We start from the raw sequence: 25,462 nt of genomic DNA on the forward strand, positions 1-25,462 counted from the left end.
TGTGTGCGCGTAGGCGCAACGGCCCGATTCTTGATTGACCTGGCCCAGTACCGCGCATCATTGCACCGGGGGCTCGATTGCTCGTGCAGGCACGCAGCGGCGGCGTTCAACTAGGCTGCACGCTGTGCACGAGCGCCGTGATCGCGCCCCGTTTTGATGCGTTCGACCCATCTCTTTCGAGGTAGCCATGGCCGCTTACAACTTGCGACAACTCAAATACTTCGTCACCACCGTCGAATGCGGCAGCGTGGCCGAGGCGTCGCGCAAGCTCTACATCGCCCAACCTTCGGTCTCGACCGCAATCAAGCACCTGGAAGAAAGCTTTGGCGTGCAGTTGTTTATCCGCCACCACGCCCAGGGTGTGTCCCTGACTCCCAGCGGCGCACGCTTCTATCGCAAGGCTCAGGAGCTGCTGCGGGTGGCCCACGAGTTCGAGCAAAACGCCCTGGCCGATAACGACGTGGTGGCCGGGCAGATCGACATTGGCTGTTTTGAAACCGTCGCGCCGCTGTACCTGCCACGTTTGATTGCCGGCTTTCGCGATCGCTGGCCGGGGGTGGAAATTCGCATCCGCGACGGCGAGCAGCAAGAGCTGGTGCAGGCCCTGACCTCGGGCAGCATCGACCTGGCGATTCTCTATGAGCATGACTTGGACAGCACCATCGACACCGCGCCGTTGATGGCGCCGCAGCAGCCCTACGCGCTGTTGCCCGAAGGCCATCGCTTTGCCCATCAGGCCCGGGTGTCACTCAATGACCTGGTGCTCGAACCCATGGTGCTGCTGGATGTGCAGCCCAGCCGGACCTACTTCGTCAGCATCTTCGAGGAGCGCGGCCTGACCCCGCACATCCTGTTCAGCTCACCGTCGATCGAGATGGTGCGGGGCATGGTCGGGCGCGGTTTCGGCTTTTCGATCCTGGTGACCCGGCCCAAGTCCGACTACACCTACGACGGCCAGAAGCTGGTCTGCGTACCGCTGGTGGAAGAGGTCACCGGCTCCGGGTTGTCGGCGGCCTGGTTGCGCCGCTCGCAGTTGACCAAGCCGGCGCAATTGTTTGTCGATCACTGCCGCGAAGTCTTGGCGCCCAGGGATCAGGCCTGAGGTCAGCCCTGCAGGGCTGACGCCAGGCGTTCGAGCATGGCGTCGCAGCCCGCGAGCTGGGTGAGGCTGACAAACTCGTCGGGCTTGTGCCCCTGATCCATGCTGCCCGGCCCGCAAATCACCGTGGGGATGCCCACGGCGTCGAACAGACCGCCCTCGGTGCCAAACGCCACGGTGCCAAATTCGCTGGAACCGCAGAACTGGGCAATCCAGCGCGCCGCCTGGCTGTCGGCGTCGGTGGCCAGACCCGGATAGGCCGAAAGCTCGGAAAAACCAATGCCACTGGCACCATCCACGGCCTGCATCCTCGGCACCAACTGCTGTTGCGCGAAGTGCCGCAACTGCTCGGCGACCTGCCGCGGATCCTGGTTGGGCAGGGCGCGGACTTCGAAATCGAAACGACAATCGGCCGGGACGATATTCAGTGCCTTGCCACCACTGATCAGCCCGGTCTGCACCGTGCTGTACGGCGGGTCGAAACGCGGGTCGTGCAGCTCCGGGCGGCGCAGGCGGGCGCCGATGCGGCCCAGTTCGCCAATCAGCTCGGCGGCGTATTCGATGGCGTTCACCCCCTGGGGGGCGTAGGCCGAATGGCAGGCCGCGCCGTGCACGTCACAGCGCATCGCCAGCTTGCCCTTGTGCCCGAGCACCGGCTTGAGCTCGGTGGGTTCGCCAATGATGCACAGCAGCGGTTTGTGTGGCCGCCGCTCAAGCTCGGCGAGCAGCGAGCGCACCCCCAGGCAGCCGACTTCTTCGTCATAGGACAGGGCAATGTGCAGCGGCATGCGCAATGGCGCCGCAAGAAACCTGGGCACCGCCGCCAGCACACAGGCGATATAGCCCTTCATGTCGGCGGTGCCGCGCCCGTAGAGCTTGCCGTCGTGCTCGCTGAGCTCAAAGGGGGCGACGCTCCACGCCTGGCCGTCCACCGGCACCACATCGGTGTGGCCGGACAGGACAATGCCCGGCACCTGCGGCGGGCCGAGGGTAGCGAACAGATTGGCCTTGCTGCGCGGCTCATTGAAGATCAGTTCGCAGGGCACGCCGAACCCGGCCAGGTAGTCGCGCACGAACTCGATCAGGTGCAGATTGGATTCGCGGCTGGTGGTGTCGAAGCCCACCAGTTTGGCCAGCAACTCGCGGCTGTTCATCTATTCATCCCCGGGCACGCCGTAGCTTGGGGCTTTGGTCGGGTCCAGCGCGCGCACGATGTAGTCCTGCATCTGTGGGCTGTAGGCCTGCCACAGCTGGGCCAGTTGGCCGATGGGGTCATGCTCGGCCCAGTCGACCCGCAGGTCGACGATGGGCCAGGTCAACTCGCCGACCACCACCATCGCCGCCGAATGCACCGGCCCGGCTTCGCCCCCGGCCGCGACTGCGGCCTGCATCGCGGCGATCAGCCGGTCGGCCAGTTGCCCGCCGCTGGTTTCGAAGGTCTGCACCAGGGTTTCGATCACCCTGGGGTCGGCCAGCATATTGCCGGCGCCGACGCACTGCTCGCCGGCCAGCGCATGGTGGGTGCCCAGGGTCTGGCTGCCGCTGAAGTGCGCGGTCTGGCCCAGGTGATCGATGGCGGTCAATTGCCGGTACTGGCTGTAGCCATTGCTGGTCAGGGCCTTGTCCAGCGCCTGGGCGGGGGACAGGCCGGCCTCCATCTGTTCCAGCACCTGGGGCCCGAGGGCGGGCAGGGTGATGTTTTGCGTGGCGACCGCCCCGACCCCCGGGCGCAGCCAGGGGCAACGCGCGCCCACGGCAATGCTCGAGGAACTGATGGCGATCCCCAGTTGACCGGTTTCGGCGCAGCGGCCGACGATGGAAAAAGTCATGGCGTGGTGCTCCTGTTTCGTCTGGCCAGCCATCCGCGCCCCAGGTGGTCCTGGGGCGTGGACTGGATATGAATCCATTCTGTCCAGGCGCTGCGGTTGGCGAAACGAGGTTTTTTGTGGTGCTTGCTTAAGTAAATACTTGTCAGGCCAGTGACCGCCGTTACAAGCGTCCGTACTCGCGGGCCGTGCGATCGACGGCGATCCGCGTCTTGTCCACCAACTCATCGAGCTCGGCACGGGTCGCCACCAGGGCCGGGGCCATGATCATGCGGCCCAGGGTCGAGCGGATGATCAGGCCTTCTTCGAAGCCGATGGTGCGGCAACGCCAGGCAATATCGTTCTCGTTGGCAAAGCGTTTGCGGGTGGCCTTGTCCTCGGCAAATTGCAGTGCCGCCACCAGGCCGATGCCCTGGACTTCACCCACCAGCGGGTGGTCGCTGAACACCTCCCGCAGGCAGTTCTGCAAGTACGGGCCGGTGTCGGTACGGACCTGGGTCACCACCCCTTCATCGCGCAATGCCTTGAGGTTGGCGATGGCCACGGCGGCGGCCACCGGGTGCCCGGAGTAGGTCAGGCCGTGGGCGAATACGCCGCCTTTTTCCACCAGGGCCTCGGCCATGCGCCGCGACAGAATCAGCCCGCCCATGGGGATGTAGCCCGAGGTCAGGCCCTTGGCGATGGACAGCGTGTCGGGCTCGAAGCCCATGGTCTGGTGGGCGAACCATTCGCCGGTGCGGCCAAAGCCGCCGATCACTTCGTCGGCGCACAACAGCACGTCGTACTGGCGGCAGATGCGCTGGATTTCCGGCCAGTAGCTGGCCGGTGGGATGATCATCCCGCCCGCGCCCTGGAACGGCTCGGCAACGAAGGCGGCGACCTTGTCGGCGCCCAGTTCGAGGATCTTCTGCTCCAGTTGCCGCGCCATCTGCAGGCCGAACTCCTCGGGGCTCAGGTTGCCTTCGTGGGCGTACCAGTAGGGTTCGTCGATATGCGCCACATCGGGCACGGTGCCGCCCATTTCATGCATGAATTTCATGCCGCCCAGGGCCGTCGCCGCCAGGGTCGAGCCGTGGTAGCCGTTCCAGCGACCGATCATGATTTTCTTCTGCGGCTGGCCCATCACCTGCCAGAACTTGCGCACAGTGCGGATCAGCACCTCGTTGGCCTCGGAGCCGGAGTTGGTGTAGATCGCGTGGCTGTAGTGAGCCGGCAGCAGGCTGAACAGCAGCTCCGACAGCTCGATCACCGCCGGGTGGGTGGTGTGGAAGAACATGTTGTAGTACGGCAGTTGCTGCAATTGCGCATAGGCCGCGTCGGCCAGGTCCTTGCGGCCGTAGCCGAGGTTGGTGCACCACAGGCCGGACATGCCGTCCAGGTAGCGCTTGCCGTCGTTGTCCCACAGCGCCAGGCGCTCGCCGCCGACCATCACCCGCGGGCCTTCGGCGTTGAGGGCTTTCTGGTCGACGAAGGCGTGAATGTGGTGCGCGGCGTCGGCGTTTTGATAGTCCAGGGTGCTGCGGGTGGGGTCGAGGTCGGCGGTCATGGCGTGCTCCAGGTATGAGGCGCAGTGGGCGATCGGGCTGCCTGCCGACGGGGGGCAGGGCAGCGCGGGGATAATATTTGGCACCTAAAAATATTTTTGTAAAGAAAATATTTGTCCTTGAAAAGTGATATCCGTAGGCTGGCCGACATCGTCAGCGCACCCCAGGGGAACCATGTCCGGACTACGAGAGAGGCAAAAGGAGCAGCGCCGCCAGGTGATCGCCGAGGCCGCGTTGCAGCTGTTCAAGCGCAATGGGTTCGGCGCCACGACCCTGGAGCAGATCGCCCACCAGGCTGGGGTGTCGTCGCCGACCGTGGTCAATTATTTCGGCGGCAAACAGGAGATCCTTCTGGCCCTGCTTAAGGCCCCGGACGAGCAGGCCATGGGCGAAGCCCGCGCGCACCTGGACGAGCGCAGCGACCCGCTGGAGGCGCTGTGCGAGTTCGAAGGCCTGATGACCCGCTATCAGCTCCAGGCCATGCCGGCATCCCTGTGGCGCGAGCTGGCGCCGTTCCTGTTCACTGGTGAGCTGTCCCAGGCCCTGCAACCCTGGAACGCGGCGGTGATCGAGGAAACCCAGGCCCTGCTGATGCATTTCCAGCGCCTGGGCAAGGTGCGCGCGAGCGTCGATATCGAGGTCGCCGCCACCGTCTTCAACCAGTACGCCAACATGGCGTTCATCCGCCTGGCCACCGAGCCCACGCCTGACCGTGCCGCCCATGCCGCCCATATGCGCAGCTTCCTCGGCCTGCTGTGCCACGGCATGCTCGGCGCCGAGTAGGCCAGCCACAGGGTCGTGCAGGCGTCGCTGCCGGCCCTAGTTTTTTCCTGCCTTGCGACGACAAAAATCATAATTTCGCTATGCCCGGTATCTGCACAGAATGCGACCACACCCGCCTTCGAGAAGGACACAGGCATGACAGCTGGAAAAATACAGACAGATACGCTGGTTGTGGGCGCCGGTCAGGCAGGCGTGGCCATGAGCGAACACCTGAGCAAACTGGGGGTGCCGCACCTGGTGCTGGAGCGCAACCGGATCGCCGAGGCCTGGCGCACCGGGCGCTGGGATTCCCTGGTGGCCAATGGTCCGGCCTGGCACGATCGCTTTCCGGGGTTGGAGTTCGACGACCTGAGCCCGGACAGCTTTGCCTCCAAGGAGCGGGTGGCGGATTACTTCGAGGCCTACGCCCGCACCTTCAACGCGCCGATCCGCACCGGGGTCGAGGTGCACAAGGTGCGGCGCAATATCGGGCGTCCGGGCTTTACCGTGGAAACCTCCGAGGGCGTGATCGAAGCCAACCGCGTGGTGGCGGCGACCGGGCCGTTCCAGCAGCCGGTGATCCCGGCCATCGCGCCCCAGGATCCACGCCTGACCCAATTGCATTCGGCGCACTACCGCAACCCCGGGCAACTGCCCGAAGGCGCGGTGCTGGTGGTGGGCGCCGGTTCATCGGGCACGCAGATTGCCGATGAACTGCAACGCGCCGGCAAGACCGTCTACCTCTCCATCGGCCAGCACGACCGGCCGCCACGGGCCTATCGCAACCGGGATTTCTGCTGGTGGCTGGGGGTGCTGGGGGAGTGGGACGCGGCCGCGATGAAGCCCGGGCGCGAGCACGTGACCATCGCCGTCAGCGGTGCCCACGGCGGGCGTACCGTGGACTTTCGCGAGCTGGCCCAGCGCGGCCTGAACCTGGTGGGCCTGACCCAGTCCTTCAAGGACGGGGTGGTGACCTTTCGCCCGGACCTGGTCGACAACCTGGCACGCGGCGACGAGAACTACCTGGCGCTGCTCAATGCCGCCGATGCCTATATCGAGCGCAACGGCCTGGACCTGCCCCAAGACCCTGAAGCCCGTCGGGTATTCCCCGATCCGCAGTGCGTGACAAACCCGATCCTCGAACTCGATCTGGCGGCGGCAGGCATCAGCACCATCATCTGGGCCACCGGTTTTGTTGCGGATTACAGCTGGCTGGAAGTCGATGCCTTTGATGCCAGCGGCAAGCCGCAGCACCAGCGCGGGGTGTCCACGGAATCGGGGATCTACTTCCTGGGCCTGCCGTGGCAGTCACGGCGTGGTTCGTCGTTTATCTGGGGCGTTTGGCACGACGCCAAATACGTCGCCGACCATATCGCCACCCAGCGCCAGTACCTGACCTATCGCGATGCCAGCCAGCGCCAGGCGGACAGCGCCGTCGCGCCGCTCACCCTGCTGGAAAAGCCGGCGGTCAGTGCCTGACAACCATGGTCCGAACCGGCACCCGCAGTGCCGGCCTTGCGTTGTATTTCTCTACTCTGGAGCTCCCGATGTCGCAGCCCACCCACACCCGCATCCGCATGTTCAACACCAAGGAAACCTACCCCAACCAGGCCCTGGACAACGACCTGTGCCAGGCCGTGCGCGCCGGCAACACGGTGTATGTGCGCGGCCAGATCGGCACCGATTTCGACGGCAACCTGGTCGGCCTCGGCGACCCCCGGGCCCAGGCCGAGCAGGCGATGAAAAACGTCAAGCAATTGCTGGAAGAGGCGGGTTCGGACCTGTCCCATATCGTCAAGACCACCACCTACATCATCGACCCGCGCTACCGCGAGCCGGTGTATCAGGAGATCGGCAAGTGGCTCAAGGGCGTGTTCCCGATCTCTACCGGATTGGTGATCTCGGGCCTGGGCCAGCCGCAATGGCTGATGGAAATCGATGTGATTGCAGTGATCCCCGATGACTGGCAAACCGGCGCCGCAACCCTGTAGCCGCTGCCGAGCCTTGCGACCGCGCGCAAAAACGCCATGGCCTCGGGGGAGGGCATGGCGTTTTTTTTTGGCTGGGCGGGGGCTAGAAATCCCAGCGGGTGTTGAGCATCACGTTGCGCGGGTCGCCGTAGTAGGCGGTGTTGTAGAAGCCGATGTTGGTGTAGTAGCGCTTGTCGAAGGCGTTATTGAGGTTAAGGGTGGTGGACAGGTGTTCGGTGATTTGGTACTTCGCCATCAGGTCCACCAGCCAGTAGGCCTCCTGGGAGAAGTCCTGGTATTGGTTCTTCGGCCGAATGTACAGGTTCTGCCAGGCCTTGCTCTGCCAGCGCGCGCCGCCGCCGACGGTCAGGCGGTCGAGGGCACCCTGGAATGTGTACGAGGTGTCGAAGCTGACCTGGTCTTCCGGCTCCCAGGTCGAGAGTTTCTTGCTCTGGTGGTCGCGGATGATCTTATGGGTGTAGCCGGCCTGGAGCTGCCAGCCCGGGGCCAGTTCGCCGGAAATCTCCGCTTCATAGCCCCGTGTCTTGGCGTCGGTGCCGACCGAGGCGTAGCCCAGCGCCGGGTTGGTCGGCGCGGCGTTGTATTCGGCGTCGCCTTCGGCGCGGTTGCTTTCGTGGACCTCGAAGTACGCCAGGCTGGTGTTGAGCCGTCCGTCAAAGAATTCACCCTTGACCCCGACCTCGTAGTTCTTGCCTTCATCCGGCTCCAGCACCTTGTTGTTGCGGTCGCGGTTGTAAGTCTGGGGCATGAAGATTTCGGTGTAGCTGGCGTAGGCGGTGAAGTTGTCGTTGAGGTCGTAGGTGACGCCGACGTAGGGCACCAGCCGCCCGGTTTCCGTGGAGTGTTCGTCGCCGGTCAGTTTGTAGTTGGCGACGCGGGTGCCGAGGAACAGGTTCAGGTCATCGCTGAGATTGAAGCGGGCGCTGATGTAGCCCGCGCTCTGGCGGGTGGTCAGGTCGTTGTACTGGGTCGGTTCGCCCCAGTCCGGCTCGGCGCGATCGCCGTTGAAGCTCCAGAAGTCGAAGCTGTTGCCGTTGGCGTAGACGGGGGCGCCGTAGTCCTTGCCGGTCCAGTGGGAGTTGGACGCCGAGGCGCCCACCACCAGTTCATGCTCGCGACCCAGCAGGCTGAAGGGGCCGTTGACGTACAGGTCGGCCGAATCCGCGCGGGTTTTGCCGGTGAATTTGTTGGACCACAGCGACGACAGCCCGGTGGCCGGAAACGGGCCGCTCTGCACCGAACCCAGCGGCGCGTTGTAGCCGTTTTGCAGATGGGTCAGTTGCGCCTTGGCCACCCAGCCATTGGCGAAACTGTGTTCCAGGGTCGAGAACACGCTCTGGGTGTACTGTTCCCAGCGGCTCCACTTGGCGCCGTTGTTGTAGGAGCGCTTGACGTCGATGCGGTCGCCATTGCGGTCGAACAGCGGCCGGCTGCCGGACCATCCCGAGCCCTGGGGGTCGTTTTCCTGGGCGTCGAAGCCCACCGTCAGCAGGGTGTCCTCGCCGAGGTCGGCTTCCAGGCTGCCGAAGTAGACGCTGGTCTTGCGCTGGTAGTGGTCCATGAACGAATGCTTGTCCTGGTACACCGCCACGGCCCGGCCGCGCAGGTTGCCGCTGTCGGTCAGGGGGCCGCTGACATCGATCTGCGAGCGGTAGTTGTCCCAGCTGCCGGCGCCCAGCTCGATGTTGGCCTTGAAGTCGCGGGTCGGCTTTTTGCGGATCAGGTTGATCGTCGCCCCGGGCGCTCCGGCGCCGTTCAGCAGGCCGGTGGCGCCTTTGAGCACTTCCACCCGGTCATAGATCGCCATGTCGCTCAGGGTCTGCCCCGACGAATAGGCCGAGTTGCGCAGGGTCGGGATGCCGTCGTATTGGAAGTTCTCGACCGAGAAACCCCGCGCGAAGTAGTTGGTGCGTTCGCTGTCATAGGTCGACACGGTGATGCCCGGGGTGTGGCGCATCACATCGTCGATGGAACTGAGGGCGAAATCGTCCATGTGCTGGCGGGTGATCACGGTGATCGACTGCGGCGTTTCCCGCGGGGTGAGCACCATGCGTGTGGAGGTGGCGAGGGTGCCCGGGGTGTAGGAGCCGCTGCCTTCGGTGATGGTGCCCAACAGGTTGGCGTTGATCTGGGTCGCGCCCAGCGCCAGCGCACCTTGCACCGGGGCACTGTCGAGCTGGTAGCCATCGGCGCTGGCCCGGGCACTGAAGCCGCTGCCGCCGAGCACCTGGGCAAACCCGTCCGCCACGCTGTAGTTGCCGCGCACGCCGGGGCTGGTCAAGCCGGCCACCTGCTCGGACTGAAAGGAGATCGGCGTACCGGCGGCCTGGGCAAAACGGCTCAGCACATCACCCAGGGGACCGGGGGCAATGTCGAAGGCCTGGACCTGCTCCTGGGCATAGGACAGGGCCGGCAACGCCAGCGGCAGGCAGCCAAGCAACAGGTGGCCGGCCAGCAGCAGGCCGCCACGGGTGGACGGGATTGAAGACATGTTATCGGTGCTCCTTTGGATGTTGGCCAAGGGAAGGACGGAGCAAAACCGCAAACACGCAACGCCCGGGCACATTATTTTTCCGCGGGGGGCAGGGTCACCCGGGTCAGCCATGGGGTGTAGTGGCTGACTTCAATCGGCAAGGTGCGCTGCAGCAGGCGCAGCGCCTTGTCGCTGTCGTCGGTCGGCAACATCACCGTCACGCGCAAGCCTTGCAAGGCCTGGCGATCGAACAGCAGCAGGCCCGGTCGATGCCGCGCCAGGCGTTCAAGCACGTCCGCCAGGGGCTGGTCATTGGCCAGCAATTGATGGTGGGTCCAGGCTTGCTCGAGGGCGTCGGCATCGACCTGTTCCACCGTCCCCGGGCCCCGGGCGTCGAAACGTAGGCGCTGGCCGGGACCGAGCACCTGCTGTTGCCCGGCGCTGTCAATGCGGGTGGAGGACTCGAGCATGGTGACCTGGGTCGCATCGCCGCTGCGCTGGACGATAAACCGCGTGCCCAGGGCGCGGATGCTGCCTTGGGGGGTGTCGACATAAAACGGCCGCTGGGCGTCCTTGGCCACGTTCACCAGGATTTCGCCGCGCAGCAACTGCACCCGACGCTGGCCGGGGTCAAAGTGCAGGTCCACCGCCGAGCCGCCTTCGAGTTGCAGGTCGCTGCCATCGTCCAGGCGTTGCTGGCGCCACTGGCCGCTGCCGGTGCTGAGGTCGGCCAGCAGGTAACCCTGCTGCCCATACTCATAGGCCGGCACCGCAGCCAGGCCCAGCAGCACAGCCAGGCCCAGGCATTTGGCCGCCGTGGCCGCGGCTCGTGGTTGTCGGGCCCGGCGCAATGCGGCACGGGCCGGGGCCTGTTGCAGGGGCAGCAGGTGGCCTTGCAGGCGCGTGATGCTGTGACGGTGTTGCGGGTCGGCGGCCAGCCAGGCCTGGAACGCCTGTTCGGTGGCGGCATCGGTCTGGTGGTCGAGACGCACCAGCCATTCGGCGGCCTGCCGCAATACCTCGGGTGGCAGCGATGACTTCATGCCTGGGCGCACCGGTCGCAGGCCAGCAGGGCCTCCACCAGATCGTGCTGCACGGTGCGCACCGAGACCCCCAGGCGCTGGGCGATCTGCGTCTGGTCCAGGCCTTCGAGGTGCCGCAGGATAAAACTCTCGCGCACCCGGGGCTTCATCTGGGCCAAGGCCCGGTCGATGGCCTCCAGCACTTGCACCGCTTGCAGGATCTGCTCCGGCGAAGGCGCGTGGTCCATGCAGGCGGCGCAGAGTTTGAGCTCTTCCAGGTAGGCCTGCTCCAGGCGCTGGCGCCGGCCCTTGTCCATCAACAGGCGACGCGCCACGGTTGCGAGGTAGGCCTGGGGTTCGCACGGGGCCACATAGGGGCCGGTGGCGAGCAGACGGATAAAGGTGTCCTGCGCCACGTCCGCCGCGTAGTGAGAACACTGCACGCGGCGGCGCAGCCAACTCAGCAACCAGCCGTGATAGCCGCGATACAGGGCTTCGAGCGTTGCGGCCTCGGCGGGTGGAGTGGGCTTCATGAGAAAAAGTCGTAAGTGGGAATGAATCCTATTCTAGTGTGTGGCGGCTCGGGCCTGCAATGGGCGCAAGTTCGCAGGTTATTTGTCGGCGTCGAGAGGCGAGGGCGGGGCGGCCCTCAGCGCAGGCTCCACGACACACCGAAATACACCCCCAACCCCTCGCCCGGCGTCGAACGCGCCGCGTCCAGCCCTTTGTCGTCGTAGCCCGGTGTCACGGTGGCGGCGTAGTGCTGGTTGGTCAGGTTGCGCATGTCGACCCAGGCCTGCCAGTCGTCCTTGGGTGCGTTGTAGCCCAGGGTGGCGCCGAACAGTGCGTAAGGGTCGGCGTAATAGCTGTTGGCGTAATCCACCGTAGCCTTGGACACCAGTTGCGTATTGAGCGCCGCGAAGAAACCCAGGGGCCAGTCGTAGCGCAGCTCGCCCTGGTAATAGTGCATCGGCAGGCCCGGCAGGCGGTTGTCGCCAAAGCGCTGATCGTCGCGGTAGTGGAAGTCGCTCAAGGTGTAGGCCTGGCGCAGGCTCAGTCGGCCGACGCCGTCCCGCGACCACAAGGTGCTCTGCAGGCTGGCTTCCAGCCCCTGGTGCACCGTGGGGCTGGCGTTGAGTTCATAGGGCGTGGTGGCGTTGGCGTCGGGCAGCACCGACAGCAGTTCATGACGCACCTGGGCGTAGTACCAGGCCAGGCTCCACTGGCCCAGGGCGCTGTCGCCACGCCCGCCGAGTTCCAGGGTAGTAGCGGTCTGATTGCGCAACTCGATCGGCTCGCGCTGGGCGCCGGTGGCGACCCCGCTGCCGGGCCCGAACACCCGGTTGGAGCTGTAGATCAGCGACCAGGGGTGCGGCCCTTCCACTGAACGGCTGAGGTTGCCGAACAGTTGCACGTCCTTGTTCAACTGGTAGCGCAGGCCCAGGCGCGGCGCGTAGTCCCAGTCGTGCAGGCTGGTCTTGCCGCCGCTGTCGGGGTAGGTCACCGCGCTTTCACGGCGGGTGTAGATGGCCGCCAGGCCCGTGGTCAGCCACAGGTCGTCGGCGATCTCCAGGTCGTTGCCCAGGTGCAGCACGCTGTCCGAACCCTGGTAGGTGAAATCGCGGATCCGCGTGCCCGGTGCATAGCCGGCGGTGTTGCCGGTGGGAATGCGCACAAACTCGCTGGCGCCGGCATTGGGCAGGTGCTTGGTCACGCGCAGGCCCAGGGTGCTGTGGCTTTCCAGGCCCCACAGGGTGTCGCGGCGCTTGTAGTCGAAGGTGCCGCTGACGTCGGTATAGGCCACCCGCAGGCGGTTGGGGCCTTCGCGCAGGTCCATGGGGTAGTCGTGGTAGACCAGCCCGGTCTGGAGGCTCGAATCGTCGTCGATGTAGTAGGTGGTCTTGTTGCCGATAAAGGTGCTGCCCGGCTGGTCGCGGTTGTAGTCGCGGGCGACGTAGGTGGGGTTGGCCGCCCGTGGATCATGATCGATGGAGCGCTTGGTCACGCGCCCGGCCAGTTCGTTTTCGGTCTCGCGGTGGCGCAGGTAGAAGCGCGTCTCCAGGTTCGGGTTGAAGCGATAACCGAAGTTGGCCACCACTCCCTGGCTGCTGCTGGAGGTGTGGTCCTGATAACCGTCGGAGCGCGCATCGGTCAGGGACAGGTAGTAATCGAAGTCGCCCAGCACCTGGCCCGAACTGACCTGGCGCTGGCGGTAGCCGTGGCTGCCCATGCCATAGCGCACCTGCAACAGCGGCGCGTCGTAGCCGGTGTGGCTGACGTAATCGATGGCCCCGCCCAGGGCCAGGGCGCCACGGTCGAAGCCGCTGGCGCCGCGCAGCACTTCCACATGATCGAGCCACAGCGGCTCCAGCAATTCATAGGGCGTGCCACCGGGGCCGGTCAGGGGCAGGCCGTCGAGCATCGTGTACAGCCCCGACGCATGGGCGCCGGGGGCGCGGTTGATACCCGAGCCGCGAATCGAAATCTTCACCCCTTCATTGCCCGCCGACTGCGCGTACACCCCCGGCTGATACGCCAGCACATCCTGGTTGCTGGCCACCCGGCCCTGCAGCGGGCGCCGCATATCGACCACATTGGTCGCCCCCGGCACCTGGGACAGCCGGGTCTCGGCATCTTCCAGCGTCTGTTCCTCGCCGCCCTGTTCCTGGGCCCGGATCAGCACCTGACCCAGCTCCATCTCCTGGGCCTCGGCCAGGGCCGGGCAGGCAAGGGCCAGGCCCAACAGCGCAGTGGGCAGGGATTTGGGCGAGGGCATCGAGAAACTCCAGGCAGGGGGAAACGGGCAATGAAAGGTGCGACGTAGGAAAGGACGAAGGAAACACATGGCAATTTGGGTTTTTTGCCGGGTTAGCGGCACCCGGCGCCCCGGGCCTTATGGGCAACCACACGAAGCGGCAGGCGTAGGGGCTCGGTTCAACGAGCGGCCCAGGCCAGTGCGTCAGGCAGAACGCGGTATATCGGGCGTTGCCTGTCCGGCTTCCAGGCGCTGGAGTCGAACATTCGCCACCAGGTAGTCGAGAAAAACCCGCACCCGTAGCGGCATCTGCGGGCCCTGTCCGAGAAACACGGCGTGCAGGGGATCGACGTCGCCCGGGTTGAAACCTTGCAGGACCGGCACCAGCCTTCCCGCGGTAATGTCGTCGACCACCTGGAACTCATCGAGGCGTGCCAGGCCCATGCCGGCCAGTGTCAGTTGGCGCAGGGCTTCACCGTCGCTGGCCGTCAGATTGCCCTCGGGCGAGACGATCCATTGCGTGCCGTCCACCACAAAAGGCCAGCCTTTGAGGGTGCGCGTGTAGCCGAAGTCCAGGCGGTTATGCCGGGTCAGGTCGTCGGGCACGCGCGGCAGGCCATGGAACTCCAGGTAGGCGGGCGCGGCGACGACGATCATCCGTGATTCACCGAGCTTCCTGGCCACCAGGCGCGAGCTTTCCAGTGCGCCGTGGCGTATCGCGACATCGGTTCGCTCTTCCAGCAGATTCACCACCTGGTCGGTCAGTACGATGTCGAGTTCGATGCCCGGGTAGCGCGAGAGAAACCCTGGAACCAGTGCGAACAAGACCCCTTGGGCAAAGGGCACACTGGCGCTGACCCTGAGACGACCCCGGGGTTCGCCCTGGCCGGAAGTACTGCGTTCTGCGTCCTCCACCTCGGCAAGAATCCTCACGCATTGCTCGTAAAACGAGTGGCCTTCCGGCGTCGGCGTCAGGCGGCGCGTGGTGCGGTTCAACAGGCGTGCTTGGAGTCGGGTTTCCAGGCGTGAAATCAATTTGCTGACCGCCGAGGGGGTCATGCGGAAGTCCCGTGCGGCCAAGGAAAAATTGCCGAGCTCTATCACTCGGATGAACATTTCCATCTCTGCCAAACGGTTGATATCCCAGCGTGCCATTGTGAATTTATGTCATGGAAGTCAGTCGTGACGGCAGTCTATATCACAGATAGCACGAGGGGCATCATGTGTCTCAAGCCGTGCATCCTGCATGGAAGGAGCAAGCAAATGATCGAATTTGGTAATGGGGAGGCGCTATGAGCCTCACTCCGGCAAACCGTAAAACCGCGCTGGTGGTCGGCGCCAACGGCATCATCGGGAATGCCGTGGCCCAGGAACTCAAGCGTGAAGGCTGGCGGGTCAGGGCGCTGGATCGGCGCCCCGTAGCCGGCACCGAGACCTTGCAGGCGGACCTGGTCGACGCGCAGGCGGTGGCCCTCGCGTTGCAGGCAGCCCGAGACACGACCCATGTGTTTTACGCCGCTTTCAGCCCGGACCCTGACTTGGCGCTGGAAGCCCAGCGCAATGCGCGGATGCTGGGCAATGTGCTGGACGGGCTGGAACAGGCTGATTCCGCCCTTGAACGGGTAGTCATCTATCAGGGCTTCAAGATCTACGGTTCGCACCTGGGCGCCAAGGTACCCACGCCGGCCCTGGAGAGCGACGCCGGGCATATGCCGCCGAACCTGTACAGGGCCCAGGAAGCCCAGCTCAGAACGCGCGCCGAACGCAGTCGCTGGGATTATGTGGCGCTGCGTCCTGATCTGGTTGTCGGTGATATCCACGGCAACCCGATGAATATTGCGCTGCTCATCGGCGTCTTTGCCGAATTGTCCCGTGCCCTTGATATCCCGATGCGATTCCCCGGAACCGACAAGGCCTATGGCCAACTGCTGCAGTTCACGGATGCCGGGTTACTGGCACGGGCCAGCGTCTGGGCAGCCCTCAGCGAGTCGGCGGGCGGCGAGGCGTTCAATGTGGCCAACGGCGATATTTTCCGCTGGGAACGCATGTGGCCGGACATCGCCCGGCACCTGGCAATGAACATCGCTTCGCCGGTGCCGCTGACACTGACCCGGCACATGCCGGACAAGGCCGGGTTATGGCGGGAGATCGCCAAGCGCCACAATCTGATTCAAGACGACCTGGAGAAACTGGTGGGCTGGGCCTTCGGGGATTTTATCTTCCACACCGAGAACGACATCATTTCCGATACCAACAAAATCTACCGCTATGGCTTCACTGAAAGGGTCGACTCAACCGCGTCGCTGCTCAATGCGCTGGACAGCCTCAAGCGCCAGCGCGTGCTGCCCTAGTCGGCGGCCCGGCCTGGGCATTGCCGTTGGCCTGGGTGTCGCCAACGGCGAGCGGGGCTAGGCGTCACTGTTCAAGGCCTTGGCCAACCGAGGATCCGCCTTCCACAGCGCATCGGTGACGGCGAAGGCTTCGGCTCCGCGACCGGAACTCATCGCCTCGTGCCGAGACAGCATCCGGCCCAGAATCGGCTTGCCGGCCCATGAGGTGTCGTCTGCATCGAGGACCCGGCAACCGGGTTCGCGGTCGGTGATTCTCCACTCCAGCGCCACGCATTCCTTGGCCGTTGTGTCCGAGCCCGCGCCCCAGCCCCGAAGGCTGACGGCCATCGACAGGCCCCGCTCGGGATGGGCGGCCGTATAGGTGCCCAGGTACACGGCATAAGCGCCGTCAGCATTGAATACAAAACCGCGAAACATCCTGGTTTCGTGCCCACAGGTTTCGCAATGTCCTACGACCGTCTCTTCGCCGGGTTCTATTTGCAACGCATTGTCCATACCCAGATTTCCTTGGCGGGGGTGGCGGCTGAGGTCCATCAGCGCATTCGATCCGGCGCGCATCTTACCTGAGCACCGGCTGTTGCAGCGCAAGCCGGGCAGGGTGTCGTCCATTGGGCCGGTCATGGAGTCGGAGCGCAGGTGCTGTAAGCTTGCGCTCGCTGTGACCGGGCCGCAAAAACCAGCCCGCCTTTTATTCAGCTGTGCTGGCCGCTCGCCCTTTATCTTTAGCGAGCAGGGCAGCCGAGGTGATGAATGAACACCTATAGAGTTCGCGAACTGAGAAGTACCGACGCCCAAGCCTTGCTGGCATTCGAAACCGACAACCGCCAGTGGTTCGAGTCCCATATCGATGCCCGTGACCCGGCTTTCTACTCCTTGCAGGGCGTCACCGAACATATTCAAGGTTACTTGTCCGACTTTGCCGATGGCCGCTGGCACCCGTTCGTGGTCGAAGAGACCGGGGGAAAAATAGTCGGTCGGGCCAACTTGAAAAGCATCGACCCGGTGCAGCGTTCTGCGCAGATCGGTTATCGCATCGCGCAAGACGCATGCGGGCAGGGGCTGGCGACCCTGGCCGTGCGGCACCTGATCCAGGAGGCGCGCAGGCGCTGGCAGCTTTCTCAGCTGGTGGCGTATGTCTACGAGGCCAATCTCGGTTCGAAGAAAGTCCTGATGCGCTGCGGGTTCCTGCTTGAACACCCCGCTACCGGCGCGCAGGCGGGGGGCGAGAGCCGTTTTGTGCTGGCGATCTAGATAAACCTGCTGACGGGTTTGAGTCGATGGTTTTTCAGCAATTGGGCCCATCGATTCGCGCCGTTATCCACTTTCGGCTGTAAGCCAGGACAGCAGCGCCCAGTGCGGTCGGAAAATGAATGAAGCCATGGGCCGCAGCGGGCACCACGTGCACCTCGACCGCCGCCGACTGCACCCAGCGCTCGGCGATCTGCAGGGTGTCGTCTATCAGCGGATCCAGCTCGGCGGCCAGCAGAAGGGCTGGCGGCAAGTCGGTGAAGTCGCCATACAGCGGTGACAACGGCGGCTGCCGGCGCTGCTCGTCGCTCAACCCCGGCGTCAGCACGCGCAGCGCCTGCACCATGCCGGGCCCGTCCAGCACCAGGGTTTGCGCGGGCGCGGCGTGCACGCTGGGGGTTCCGCCGAGGTCGTAGACGCCGTAGTACAGCAGCGCACCGCGCACCCGCTGCAGCAGGTCGGGCCACTGTTTCAGGGCCAGCAAGGTGGCCACAGCCAGATGGCCCCCGGCCGACTCACCCACGACAATCACCGGCATGCCGGCAAACTCCTCGCATTCGGCACTCAGCAACCAGCGCGCGGCACTCAGGCAGTCCTGCATCAGGCCTTCAACCGGGGTCGATACGGCAAGCCGGTAATCCACTGAAACCACCGCGACCTGGCACTCATTGACCATGGCCAGGTTGAGGGGGTCGTTCATCTGCGCGTTGCCGATCACCCAGCCGCCGCCATGGAAATCCAGCACCACACCCTTGGCTTTTCCGGCGGGCCTGAGGATGCGCACGGGCACCGCAAGGCCGTCGACACCGATGACCCGTGTTTCAGCCTTGAGCCCGTGCTGCAGTAATTTGCCGGCGCCGCCGATCTGGCCGGCACGCAGCAGGGCCTGGATCACCCGGGGCGTGAGCCGATTGCGGATTCGAAAGCGTGGCAACCAGGCGAGCTTTTTATTGAAGTCGCGCATCTGCCGCAACTCCTCCTCGCTGGCAGGCCACAGCCGGCTTGTCCAGGGTTGGCGAGGGGTCATCAGCGGTTATTGCGCAGGATGGAAAAATTCAACGCCGCCGCCACACACAGCCACGCCAGGTACGGCAACAGGATCAGCCCGGTGATCAGGTCCAGCTGCAATGCCAGGACCACCATGGCCGCCACCACCAGCCACAACAGGGTGATGATCAGCATGCCGGCCAGTATTCGGTGGGCGCCGAAGAACACCGGCGTCCACAACGTATTCAGCGCAATCTGCGCGGCCCACAATGCCAGCACCGACTGGCTGCCGGGGATCAGGCTCAAGCGGTAGCCGGCCCAGGCGAGCAGCAGGTAGATCAGCGTCCAGGCAACCGGGAACAACCAATTGGGTGGGGTGAAGCCGGGTTTGACCAGGGCGTCGTACCACGGGCCCGGCTTGAACAGGAGGCCGGTGCTTGCCGCGGCAGCACAGGCCAGTAGAAAAATGAAGAAGGTCATCATCCGTCCTTAGCTGAAGTCAGCTGTCTGGGGCCACAAGAGGTGTCGGCAGCGTTAAATAAAGGACGTCCGGCGCGGCAAAAAGTTTGAATTGAACGCTGACAATTTTCTGCTCGTCCGAGGCAGCCGACCTGGCGCCGGCTGCATTCGAGCCACCGGGCGTTTAGGGAAAGTGCGGATCAGCCACTGCGCGGACCTGGCTGATCCGGCGGCTCAGTACTGATAACGCAAGGTCAGTGCAACGTGCGCGGGTCGCCATAGAGCAATCCGCCGAAGTTGTTCGAGGTCGGCAGCGACCCCGCTCAGGCGCGTGCCGAGGATCAGGCTCAGGTCGTCGCTCAGGCTGAGACGCGTCGCGCCATACAGGCCTCGTTCCTTGCGGATGTAGTGGTAGTCGGACTGCGCGTTGCCTGACGCGGTGACGGCGGCTTGCGCGCCGGGGTGATCGGGAGTGGCGCCTGCTGCGCGCCACTCCCTGGGTGGTCAGCCTTTGTTGCCCGCCAGGGCCGGAGTCCGCAGTGGGATCACCCGCTTGTCGGCGGTGGATTCAAAGGCCGAGGCCAGGCGCAGCAGGGCCGAGTCGTCGTAGGCGCGGCCGGCGAAGGTCAGGCCCACGGGCATGCCGATGTCGGCCATCAGGCCCATGGGCACGGTGACCGTGGGCACGCCCAGGTGGCGGATGGCGAGGTTGCCGTTGGCCACCCAGACCCCGTTGCTCCAGGCGATGTCCGCCGCCGCCGGGTCGACATCGGCATTGGCCGGGGCCACGTCGGCCACGGTCGGGAACAGCACCGCATCCAGGCCCAGGCGATCCATCCACTCCTCGAGGTCGATGCGCCGGGTCTGCTCCAGGCCGCGCAGGCCGTCGGGCACGCTGTCGATCTGGTCCCAGGGGGTGATGCCGCGCTCGGCCATCTTCACGTATTCATCCATGCCGGCGGCGAGGTCGCCTTCGCGGTTGGGCAGGGTGCCCGGGTCGTGGGGGAAGATTTTCGGCCCGTCGACGTCCACCAGGCGCTTGAGCTTGGGGTCGCCGTTGGCTTGCAGGAAGTCATCGAACGCCCAGGCCGTCAGGTCCCACAATTCGTGGTGCAGGAACTCCTTGGACACCAGGCCGCGGTTGTACACGGTCGGCGCACCCGGGCGGTCGCCCTCGCAGTTGGAGACCAGCGGGAAGTCCACTTCCAGCACTTCGGCGCCGGCCGCTTCCAGGGCCTGTCGCGCCTGTTGCCAGAGCTCGATCACCGAGGGCCGGGTGTGGATGCGCTGGCCGGTCGGACCACCGATCCCCGGCGCTTCGCTGGTGCCGGCCTCGGGGTCGGCGTTGATGTACATGCGCGGCACGCCCAGGCGCTTGCCCTTGAGGGCCTTGGCGTCGGCCGCCAGTTGCGGGTAGGACGCCGGGCGCACCGAGGCCACGCTGGGGATCGGCACCCAGGGTTGCAGGCGCCACAGGTCGCCGCGGGTGTCCGGGTCTTCGGCCACCACCACGTCCAGCACTTCCAGCAGATCGGCCATGGTCCGGGCGAAGGGCACTACCACGTCCATGGTCGGGGTCAGCGGCCAGTTGCCACGCACCGAGATCACCCCGCGGGAAGGGGTGTAGGCGCACAGGCCGTTGTTCGAGGCCGGGCCGCGACCGCTGGACCAGGTTTCCTCGGCCAGACCGAAGGCGGCGAAGCTGGCCGCCGTGGCCGTACCGGCGCCATTCGACGAGCCGGAGGCGAAGGGCGCCGTGAGGTAGTCGGCGTTGTACGGGCTCTCGGCGCGGCCATAGACCCCACGCTGCATGCCGCCGTTGGCCATGGGCGGCATATTGGTCTTGCCCAGGCAGATGGCCCCGGCGCCGCGCAGGCGTTCGATGGTGAAGGCGTCGCGATAGGCCACCAGTTCGGCAAAGGCCGGGCTGCCGGAGGCGGCGGTCAGGCCCTTGACCAGGTAGCTGTCCTTGGCGGTGTAGGGAATGCCATCCAGTGGCCCCAGGGCCTGGCCCCGGGCGCGACGGGCGTCGCTGGCCTCGGCCTCCTTCAAGGCTTCGGGGTTGCGCACCACCACCGCATTGAGGGCGGTCGGCGTGGCGGGGCCGTCATAGGCGTCTATCCGCGCCAGGTACGCCTGGACCAGCGCCACAGACGTGACCTGGCCGGATTCGAGGGCGGCGCGCAGTTGGGCAATGGAGACCTCGGTGACGTCGAACGGGGTCTTGGGCTCAGGCACATCACGTTTCAAAATGGATTCTCCTCTCGATTCTTAGGGCACGGCGTGGCGCGGCAGGAGGCTGGGCTCACCCTTGAGGGGGGCTATTTTGCACCAAGTCGGCGTTCAAGAAATTGCTATAAGCTTCGTTCTCGGTTATCCGCCCGCGACGGGGCCGTGGGTAGCCAGCAGGCCCAGGGCTGCGGCGCCATTGCCGGAGGTCCGGCCCAGGCGCGCTGGCCGGCAGATCAACGACCCATAGCGGTCAGCCAGACGCTGACCGGGGGCCATAAACGTAAGAGTTTGAACAACGGCGAGCCAAGCTCGCCCCTATGCTCGCGGTCACTCGACCAACCAACCGCTTTCACCTTCGACCAGCGTGCCGCCATGGCTCGTGGTATCCCCCTGACGAGCAGCGGCCTGGCCCTCGATGATGGTTCCGGGTGAACCGCTCTGGATAACCGCGCCACAACTGGTCTGGTCACCTACCCGGGCCACCGCTTTGCCATTGACGGTGGCAGAGCTCGCACCACTGACCACGGTTCCACCTCCATGAATAGGGCAACTGTGCGCGTGGCCGACGAGAACGATGGGTTTCATGTTTGGTTTCCTTTGCTTAAACGTAGGAGGGTGCCCCCTGCAACTGGCTGCACCATTGGTTCTGAGTGGCAAGCGCAGTGCCAGGCTGTACGTGGGCATGTTGTTGTCGGGATTGGCCCATTCCAGTGTTTAACTTCTTCAGTAATGCCTGCGTACGGCGGTAGTGTTTTTGTGCATCAAAATTCAATTCAACGAATTTTCATCATTCCTCTCCATTCCAGACACCGTCACAAGCGTCAATGAGTTCTTGGGGCCATTTCTTTCGTGGGAGTATACGATCAAGCGCCATGTAGAGCAGATCTCCTAAGGTTATTAACCAAAGTGTTGGCGCTACGAGTGGGAATAAAAATGGTGCTATAAGACGCTTCCACCAAACTTTGCTTTGGAAGATTTTGAATGGCGACCACATAGAGAAGCACTCTCGAATGCTTGTGGCTTTATAGTTGCTTATGGCAGAAGAGGGCGGAAGAGCTCCTGCGCCTTGATGCATGAAAAGTCGAATATATTCCAAAATCATTGCGGCTCCGTATATACCTCGATTGAAGTAAGCTTCGTCTGCATCCTTTGTTGCGCTGATGCTAATACGTAACTGGTCATTAGAAAATGTTTTGTCTTGTTCTGCATAAGGAAAGGCCAGTATCAATACCCCTTCGTTAATAGGTGCGCCTCCTGAGGCGATGGTTGTTATATCTTTTATATAAACTTCCAGATGCTCGTATCTCTGGCTGATCCATTTTCCTTTGATAATGCATGTGACTTTGCGCGTCTCACGGTTGAATATGATCGGGAGCTGAGTGCGCCATGGGATAAATATCCAAATGCAACAGAGGAAAAATACAAAGGTTATGCCGGCTGGGTAATGCCAGTTTTCCATGTAGTGACTTATAGCTCCGGCGTTATATCCGTTTGTAGCTGTGTCGTGACGGTAGCTGAAAAACTCTACTATAGAAAAAAACACGAATATAAAGGGCAGTACTACTGTTGCCCACCAGCTCATACTGGACCGTCCACCATAAATACTCCCGGATACGGGACGTATAAAGAGGCATTTTTCAGTGATTTTCATCACGTTGTTGTCGGCGGCAGGTTCTATGCCTAAAGACGGGCTTGCTGCAGACAACACATCAACACGGGCGTGGAGAGTGCCGTATTTGGGTTGCCATTTAGGATGAGTACACATCAGCTCTCTTTCCCATCCCAGATACCATCGCAGGCATTAACTAGCTCTTGAGGCCACTTGCGGCGGGGAAGAATACGGTCAAACCACATGTATAGGATGTCCCCAATCATTATCAGAGGCGCCAAAGGCAGCGCTAAAAATATGAAAAATGGTACAGCTAGCAGTAGCCACGCAGGATGACTGACGTTCAATATCTTCAGCGGATTGAATTGCTGGATAGCTTCGCGGGCATGAGCAATCCGGTAGGGTGTGATAGCACAAGACGGAGGCAGGGCAGCGGCTCCTTCACCCATGTACAGTCGGATGTACTCCCATAGTTGGGCAGCGCCGTAAATTTTACGACTGCCTGCAGGTCTAATCGAATCTTGTGTGGCATAGATACCTATATATTTCCGTTTGCAACGTGAGGTTGTAGCTGTATCGGTAAGTCCTAAAGTTAAAACGCCTTCATTAACAGCAGCGCCGCTAACTGAAAAGGATGTAATGTCTTTGATATATGCTTCCAGGTGCTGCCATTCTTCGCTCACGATATTTCCATTAATAAAAGCTGTGACGTGGCCTGATTGACGATTGAAAATAATGGGCAGCTGTCGGCGCCAAGGAATAAATAGCCACGAACAAGCCATAAAAAATGCGATTGTAACTCCGATAGTCAGTCCCCAGTTATTGGTATAGTGCTCTAAGAACGTGCCTTTGAAATCTTCGTGCGTTATGTCGTATAGATACCCACCGTACTCGCCAGCGGAAAAGAAGAAGAAGACGAATATCGTTATTACAGTTGTCCACCAACTCATTCCACGACGACCACCGTAAATACTTCCCTCGGCGGTTCTGACAAATAAACAGTGCTCCGTTATTTTCATAATATTAGCGTCAGCCGCTGCCTCAACTCCCAGGCACGGCGTTGCGGAATCTAAGGCATCGATATGAGTCACTCCTATGCCGTATTGGTTTTTATGGGGTGGTGTTCCGGATATCATTAGTTTTTTCCCTCAGCCTGATGTTGGGTCGAACTGCCTGAGCCTGGACGGACTCTTGACATCAGAGTTGTGCTGGGAAGATTTTCCGGCGTATAGGAAAATTTAATCTCGAAAGTTCCTTTGTCACTTTTATTGACTCCCCTGATGGTGTATTTATATCGTTCGCCACCGCTTGTGAGATTAAGATTCTTTGCTTCTATTTTCGTGGCTTTTAGTTCGTTTTTATCAAGATTTATTGAGGGTTCGGCAATTTTTCCCGGGAGTGGGTAGTGGATCTCAATCTCTAATTTTGGGTCGTACTCTAATGGTATGGCTGCGGTATCGGTGTAGGCGTAATAAGTTGAGGGCTCGTGGTTGATTGATACACTGCTCCAGTCCAGTTCAATCAGTTTTGGTGAATAGCAGGCGACCATGTAACTATAATTTTCCTCGTCAAGTGACGTGAATTTATCTACGTTTTTTCGGCCAAGTAACTGTCGCTTTCCAAAGGTTCCATCATTTAGCCAATAGTCCAATGGTTCATATTTTGCGGCGTTCCCTCGCATCATAAGATATGCTCCGATAGTTAAGAATATTGCACCTGCGAGCAGCCAGCCCCACAAAGGAACTCCCATTTCCCATAAATACCGAATCCCGAACCCATGGATTACGTAGGGAAAAAGCATCATGGTCCACATCCACCAATTGATCTCGAATTGCTGGTAACACTCCGGTGCGGGGCGACCGGGAAAACCGCCATGCGATTGCCATGCGCTTAACGCTCCAATCCAAACTGCGCGGAAGCTCCCGCACTTTTATCGAGTCCCTGGTTGGGAACAGCTGCGCTCAGGGCACCTGTCCAGTGGCTTTGTCCGATGATGTAGTCGCGCCAAAAGATGGCAAATTCCATGACATTCGGTAATTCCGGTCCGCGGTTCATGGTGATTGCCCCCCAAATCGACGTTACCCATGAAGAATTGTCGTGCCAGCGGCTATCGATGCCTGTCAAACCCAATACCTCGAGCTGTTGTTTTTCCAATAGCGCTGGCGCGAAGTCCGCGGCATACCAGTGTTTAATTTCTTCAGTAAGACCTGCGTAAGCCAGTAGTGTTTTTGTGCATGAAAATTCAATTCAACGAGTTTTCATTGGATTTTCATTGTTCCTCTCCATTCCAGACACCATCACACGCGTCAATTAATTGTTGGGGCCATTTCCGACGTGGGAGAACACGGTCAAACATCATATAGGTGATGTCACCCAACAGAACGCAGGTTAAGAAAGGGACGGAGATGGGTGAAAGAAGAATAGCCACAAGTAATTTCCACCAAGCACGATAGGTAAATGGCATCCAGGGATTCATGAAGTCAATACAGTCGCGAATGCCAGTGGCGCGGTAGTTAGCTTCTGGTGCTGGAGGAGGGACTGCATCAATACCCTCATTCATATACAGTCTGATATATTCCCAGATCATGCCTGCCCCATAAGATCCGCCATTTATAATGGCTGCTGGTACATCCTCAGTCGCCTTGATTCCAATCCTCGGGCTACGGCTTCGATGTGAGCTATCGTTTGGGAATACGAGTTGCAATACCCCTTCATTTATGGGCGCGCCGCCGACGGCGATGGTGGTTATATTCTTGATATAGGCCTCCAGAGAACTCCAATCACAACTGACCACTCGACCTTCTATATAGCAAGTCACTGTCTGTTTATGACGATTAAAAATAACGGGGAGCTGTCGGCGCCAAGGGATGAACATCCAGAAGCAGCAAGAAAACATTAAGAGTGGAATTCCTAGGCTAATATCAATGTTTTCAAGCAGATGATCAATGCGGCCGCCTCGGAAACTTTCATTTGTTCTGGATTCTGAGAAGCTGGAATATCCTAATGTTGTGAAAAATAAAATCATGAAGTATAAGTTTATTGTTGCCCACCAACTCATGCTGCGCCTTCCTCCGTATATACTTGCATAAGCAGGCCTTAGAAAT

At 62.2% G+C, this 25,462-nt stretch carries 24 protein-coding genes; 6 read left to right on the forward strand and 18 right to left on the reverse strand.

What is annotated here, in order from left to right; genetic code table 11:
- Positions 1–187 precede the first annotated feature (187 nt).
- On the forward strand, positions 188–1,102 hold the full coding sequence (locus ACOZJV_RS00860) for a LysR family transcriptional regulator (RefSeq protein WP_078468937.1): 915 nt from the start codon (positions 188–190) through the stop codon (positions 1,100–1,102).
- Between the two features lie 2 nt (positions 1,103–1,104).
- Here the strand turns inward: ACOZJV_RS00860 and argE are convergent, their stop codons facing one another.
- From argE to ACOZJV_RS00875, 3 genes are all read right to left on the reverse strand, one after another.
- The gene (argE, locus tag ACOZJV_RS00865; protein WP_421546531.1) at positions 1,105–2,253 is read right to left on the reverse strand and encodes an acetylornithine deacetylase; all 1,149 of its coding nucleotides are present in this window, start codon (positions 2,251–2,253) and stop codon (positions 1,105–1,107) included.
- Positions 2,254–2,928, reverse strand: a complete 675-nt coding sequence (locus ACOZJV_RS00870) for a DUF1028 domain-containing protein (protein ID WP_421546532.1) — start codon at positions 2,926–2,928, stop codon at positions 2,254–2,256. It abuts the gene before it with no gap.
- A 160-nt stretch (positions 2,929–3,088) separates the two neighbouring features.
- The gene (locus tag ACOZJV_RS00875) at positions 3,089–4,471 is read right to left on the reverse strand and encodes an aspartate aminotransferase family protein (protein WP_201131311.1); all 1,383 of its coding nucleotides are present in this window, start codon (positions 4,469–4,471) and stop codon (positions 3,089–3,091) included.
- Between the two features lie 172 nt (positions 4,472–4,643).
- Between ACOZJV_RS00875 and ACOZJV_RS00880 the strand changes: the two genes are divergently transcribed.
- The 3 genes from ACOZJV_RS00880 (at position 4,644) to ACOZJV_RS00890 (ending at position 7,222) form a co-directional block, all read left to right on the forward strand.
- The gene (locus tag ACOZJV_RS00880; RefSeq protein ID WP_201131310.1) at positions 4,644–5,252 is read left to right on the forward strand and encodes a TetR/AcrR family transcriptional regulator; all 609 of its coding nucleotides are present in this window, start codon (positions 4,644–4,646) and stop codon (positions 5,250–5,252) included.
- Between the two features lie 135 nt (positions 5,253–5,387).
- Positions 5,388–6,710, forward strand: coding sequence for a flavin-containing monooxygenase (locus tag ACOZJV_RS00885; RefSeq protein ID WP_421546533.1), 1,323 nt, complete (start codon positions 5,388–5,390; stop codon positions 6,708–6,710).
- 68 nt (positions 6,711–6,778) lie between these two features.
- Positions 6,779–7,222 carry a RidA family protein gene (locus ACOZJV_RS00890; protein WP_078468943.1) on the forward strand — a complete coding sequence of 148 codons (444 nt, stop codon included), beginning with the start codon at positions 6,779–6,781 and terminating at the stop codon, positions 7,220–7,222.
- An 82-nt stretch (positions 7,223–7,304) separates the two neighbouring features.
- Here ACOZJV_RS00890 and ACOZJV_RS00895 read toward each other — a convergent pair whose 3' ends face one another.
- From ACOZJV_RS00895 to ACOZJV_RS00915, 5 genes are all read right to left on the reverse strand, one after another.
- Positions 7,305–9,713, reverse strand: a complete 2,409-nt coding sequence (locus ACOZJV_RS00895) for a TonB-dependent siderophore receptor (protein ID WP_078468944.1) — start codon at positions 9,711–9,713, stop codon at positions 7,305–7,307.
- Between the two features lie 74 nt (positions 9,714–9,787).
- Positions 9,788–10,738: a FecR family protein gene (locus tag ACOZJV_RS00900; protein WP_421546534.1), complete on the reverse strand. Its 951-nt coding sequence runs from the start codon at positions 10,736–10,738 to the stop codon at positions 9,788–9,790.
- Positions 10,735–11,250, reverse strand: a complete 516-nt coding sequence (locus tag ACOZJV_RS00905) for a sigma-70 family RNA polymerase sigma factor (RefSeq protein ID WP_078468946.1) — start codon at positions 11,248–11,250, stop codon at positions 10,735–10,737. Before ACOZJV_RS00905 ends, ACOZJV_RS00900 begins: the two co-directional genes overlap by 4 nt.
- A 116-nt stretch (positions 11,251–11,366) precedes the next feature.
- A complete protein-coding gene (locus tag ACOZJV_RS00910) occupies positions 11,367–13,493 on the reverse strand; it encodes a TonB-dependent receptor family protein (protein WP_421546535.1) in 2,127 nt (708 codons plus the stop codon).
- A gap of 183 nt (positions 13,494–13,676) precedes the next feature.
- A complete protein-coding gene (locus ACOZJV_RS00915) occupies positions 13,677–14,627 on the reverse strand; it encodes a LysR family transcriptional regulator (RefSeq protein ID WP_421546536.1) in 951 nt (316 codons plus the stop codon).
- 137 nt (positions 14,628–14,764) lie between these two features.
- On the opposite strand from ACOZJV_RS00915, the gene ACOZJV_RS00920 reads away from it, so the two are divergent.
- Complete coding sequence (locus ACOZJV_RS00920) at positions 14,765–15,823, forward strand: SDR family oxidoreductase (protein ID WP_421546537.1); 1,059 nt, start codon at positions 14,765–14,767, stop codon at positions 15,821–15,823.
- Positions 15,824–15,880: 57 nt separating this feature from the next.
- Here the strand turns inward: ACOZJV_RS00920 and ACOZJV_RS00925 are convergent, their stop codons facing one another.
- The gene (locus ACOZJV_RS00925) at positions 15,881–16,432 is read right to left on the reverse strand and encodes a hypothetical protein (RefSeq protein ID WP_421546538.1); all 552 of its coding nucleotides are present in this window, start codon (positions 16,430–16,432) and stop codon (positions 15,881–15,883) included.
- Positions 16,433–16,573: 141 nt separating this feature from the next.
- Between ACOZJV_RS00925 and ACOZJV_RS00930 the strand changes: the two genes are divergently transcribed.
- Positions 16,574–17,074, forward strand: a complete 501-nt coding sequence (locus ACOZJV_RS00930; protein ID WP_421546539.1) for a GNAT family N-acetyltransferase — start codon at positions 16,574–16,576, stop codon at positions 17,072–17,074.
- A 34-nt stretch (positions 17,075–17,108) separates the two neighbouring features.
- Here the strand turns inward: ACOZJV_RS00930 and ACOZJV_RS00935 are convergent, their stop codons facing one another.
- The 9 genes from ACOZJV_RS00935 to ACOZJV_RS00975 form a co-directional block, all read right to left on the reverse strand.
- Positions 17,109–18,035: an alpha/beta hydrolase gene (locus tag ACOZJV_RS00935; protein WP_421546540.1), complete on the reverse strand. Its 927-nt coding sequence runs from the start codon at positions 18,033–18,035 to the stop codon at positions 17,109–17,111.
- A 62-nt stretch (positions 18,036–18,097) separates the two neighbouring features.
- Complete coding sequence (gene tspO, locus ACOZJV_RS00940) at positions 18,098–18,538, reverse strand: tryptophan-rich sensory protein TspO (protein ID WP_421546541.1); 441 nt, start codon at positions 18,536–18,538, stop codon at positions 18,098–18,100.
- 483 nt (positions 18,539–19,021) lie between these two features.
- Positions 19,022–20,755 carry an amidase gene (locus ACOZJV_RS00945; RefSeq protein WP_421547564.1) on the reverse strand — a complete coding sequence of 578 codons (1,734 nt, stop codon included), beginning with the start codon at positions 20,753–20,755 and terminating at the stop codon, positions 19,022–19,024.
- A 321-nt stretch (positions 20,756–21,076) separates the two neighbouring features.
- Positions 21,077–21,334, reverse strand: coding sequence for a PAAR domain-containing protein (locus ACOZJV_RS00950; RefSeq protein ID WP_078468962.1), 258 nt, complete (start codon positions 21,332–21,334; stop codon positions 21,077–21,079).
- 202 nt (positions 21,335–21,536) lie between these two features.
- Positions 21,537–22,514: a hypothetical protein gene (locus ACOZJV_RS00955; RefSeq protein WP_421546542.1), complete on the reverse strand. Its 978-nt coding sequence runs from the start codon at positions 22,512–22,514 to the stop codon at positions 21,537–21,539.
- Complete coding sequence (locus tag ACOZJV_RS00960; RefSeq protein ID WP_421546543.1) at positions 22,514–23,449, reverse strand: DUF6708 domain-containing protein; 936 nt, start codon at positions 23,447–23,449, stop codon at positions 22,514–22,516. Before ACOZJV_RS00960 ends, ACOZJV_RS00955 begins: the two co-directional genes overlap by 1 nt.
- Before the next feature lie 44 nt (positions 23,450–23,493).
- On the reverse strand, positions 23,494–24,162 hold the full coding sequence (locus tag ACOZJV_RS00965) for a hypothetical protein (RefSeq protein ID WP_421546544.1): 669 nt from the start codon (positions 24,160–24,162) through the stop codon (positions 23,494–23,496).
- A gap of 86 nt (positions 24,163–24,248) precedes the next feature.
- On the reverse strand, positions 24,249–24,512 hold the full coding sequence (locus ACOZJV_RS00970; RefSeq protein ID WP_421546545.1) for a hypothetical protein: 264 nt from the start codon (positions 24,510–24,512) through the stop codon (positions 24,249–24,251).
- A 115-nt stretch (positions 24,513–24,627) separates the two neighbouring features.
- Complete coding sequence (locus ACOZJV_RS00975; RefSeq protein WP_421546546.1) at positions 24,628–25,416, reverse strand: DUF6708 domain-containing protein; 789 nt, start codon at positions 25,414–25,416, stop codon at positions 24,628–24,630.
- Positions 25,417–25,462 lie beyond the last annotated feature (46 nt).

The sequence above is a fragment of the Pseudomonas sp. QD4 genome (assembly GCF_049199125.1).
In the GTDB taxonomy this organism is placed as follows: domain Bacteria; phylum Pseudomonadota; class Gammaproteobacteria; order Pseudomonadales; family Pseudomonadaceae; genus Aquipseudomonas.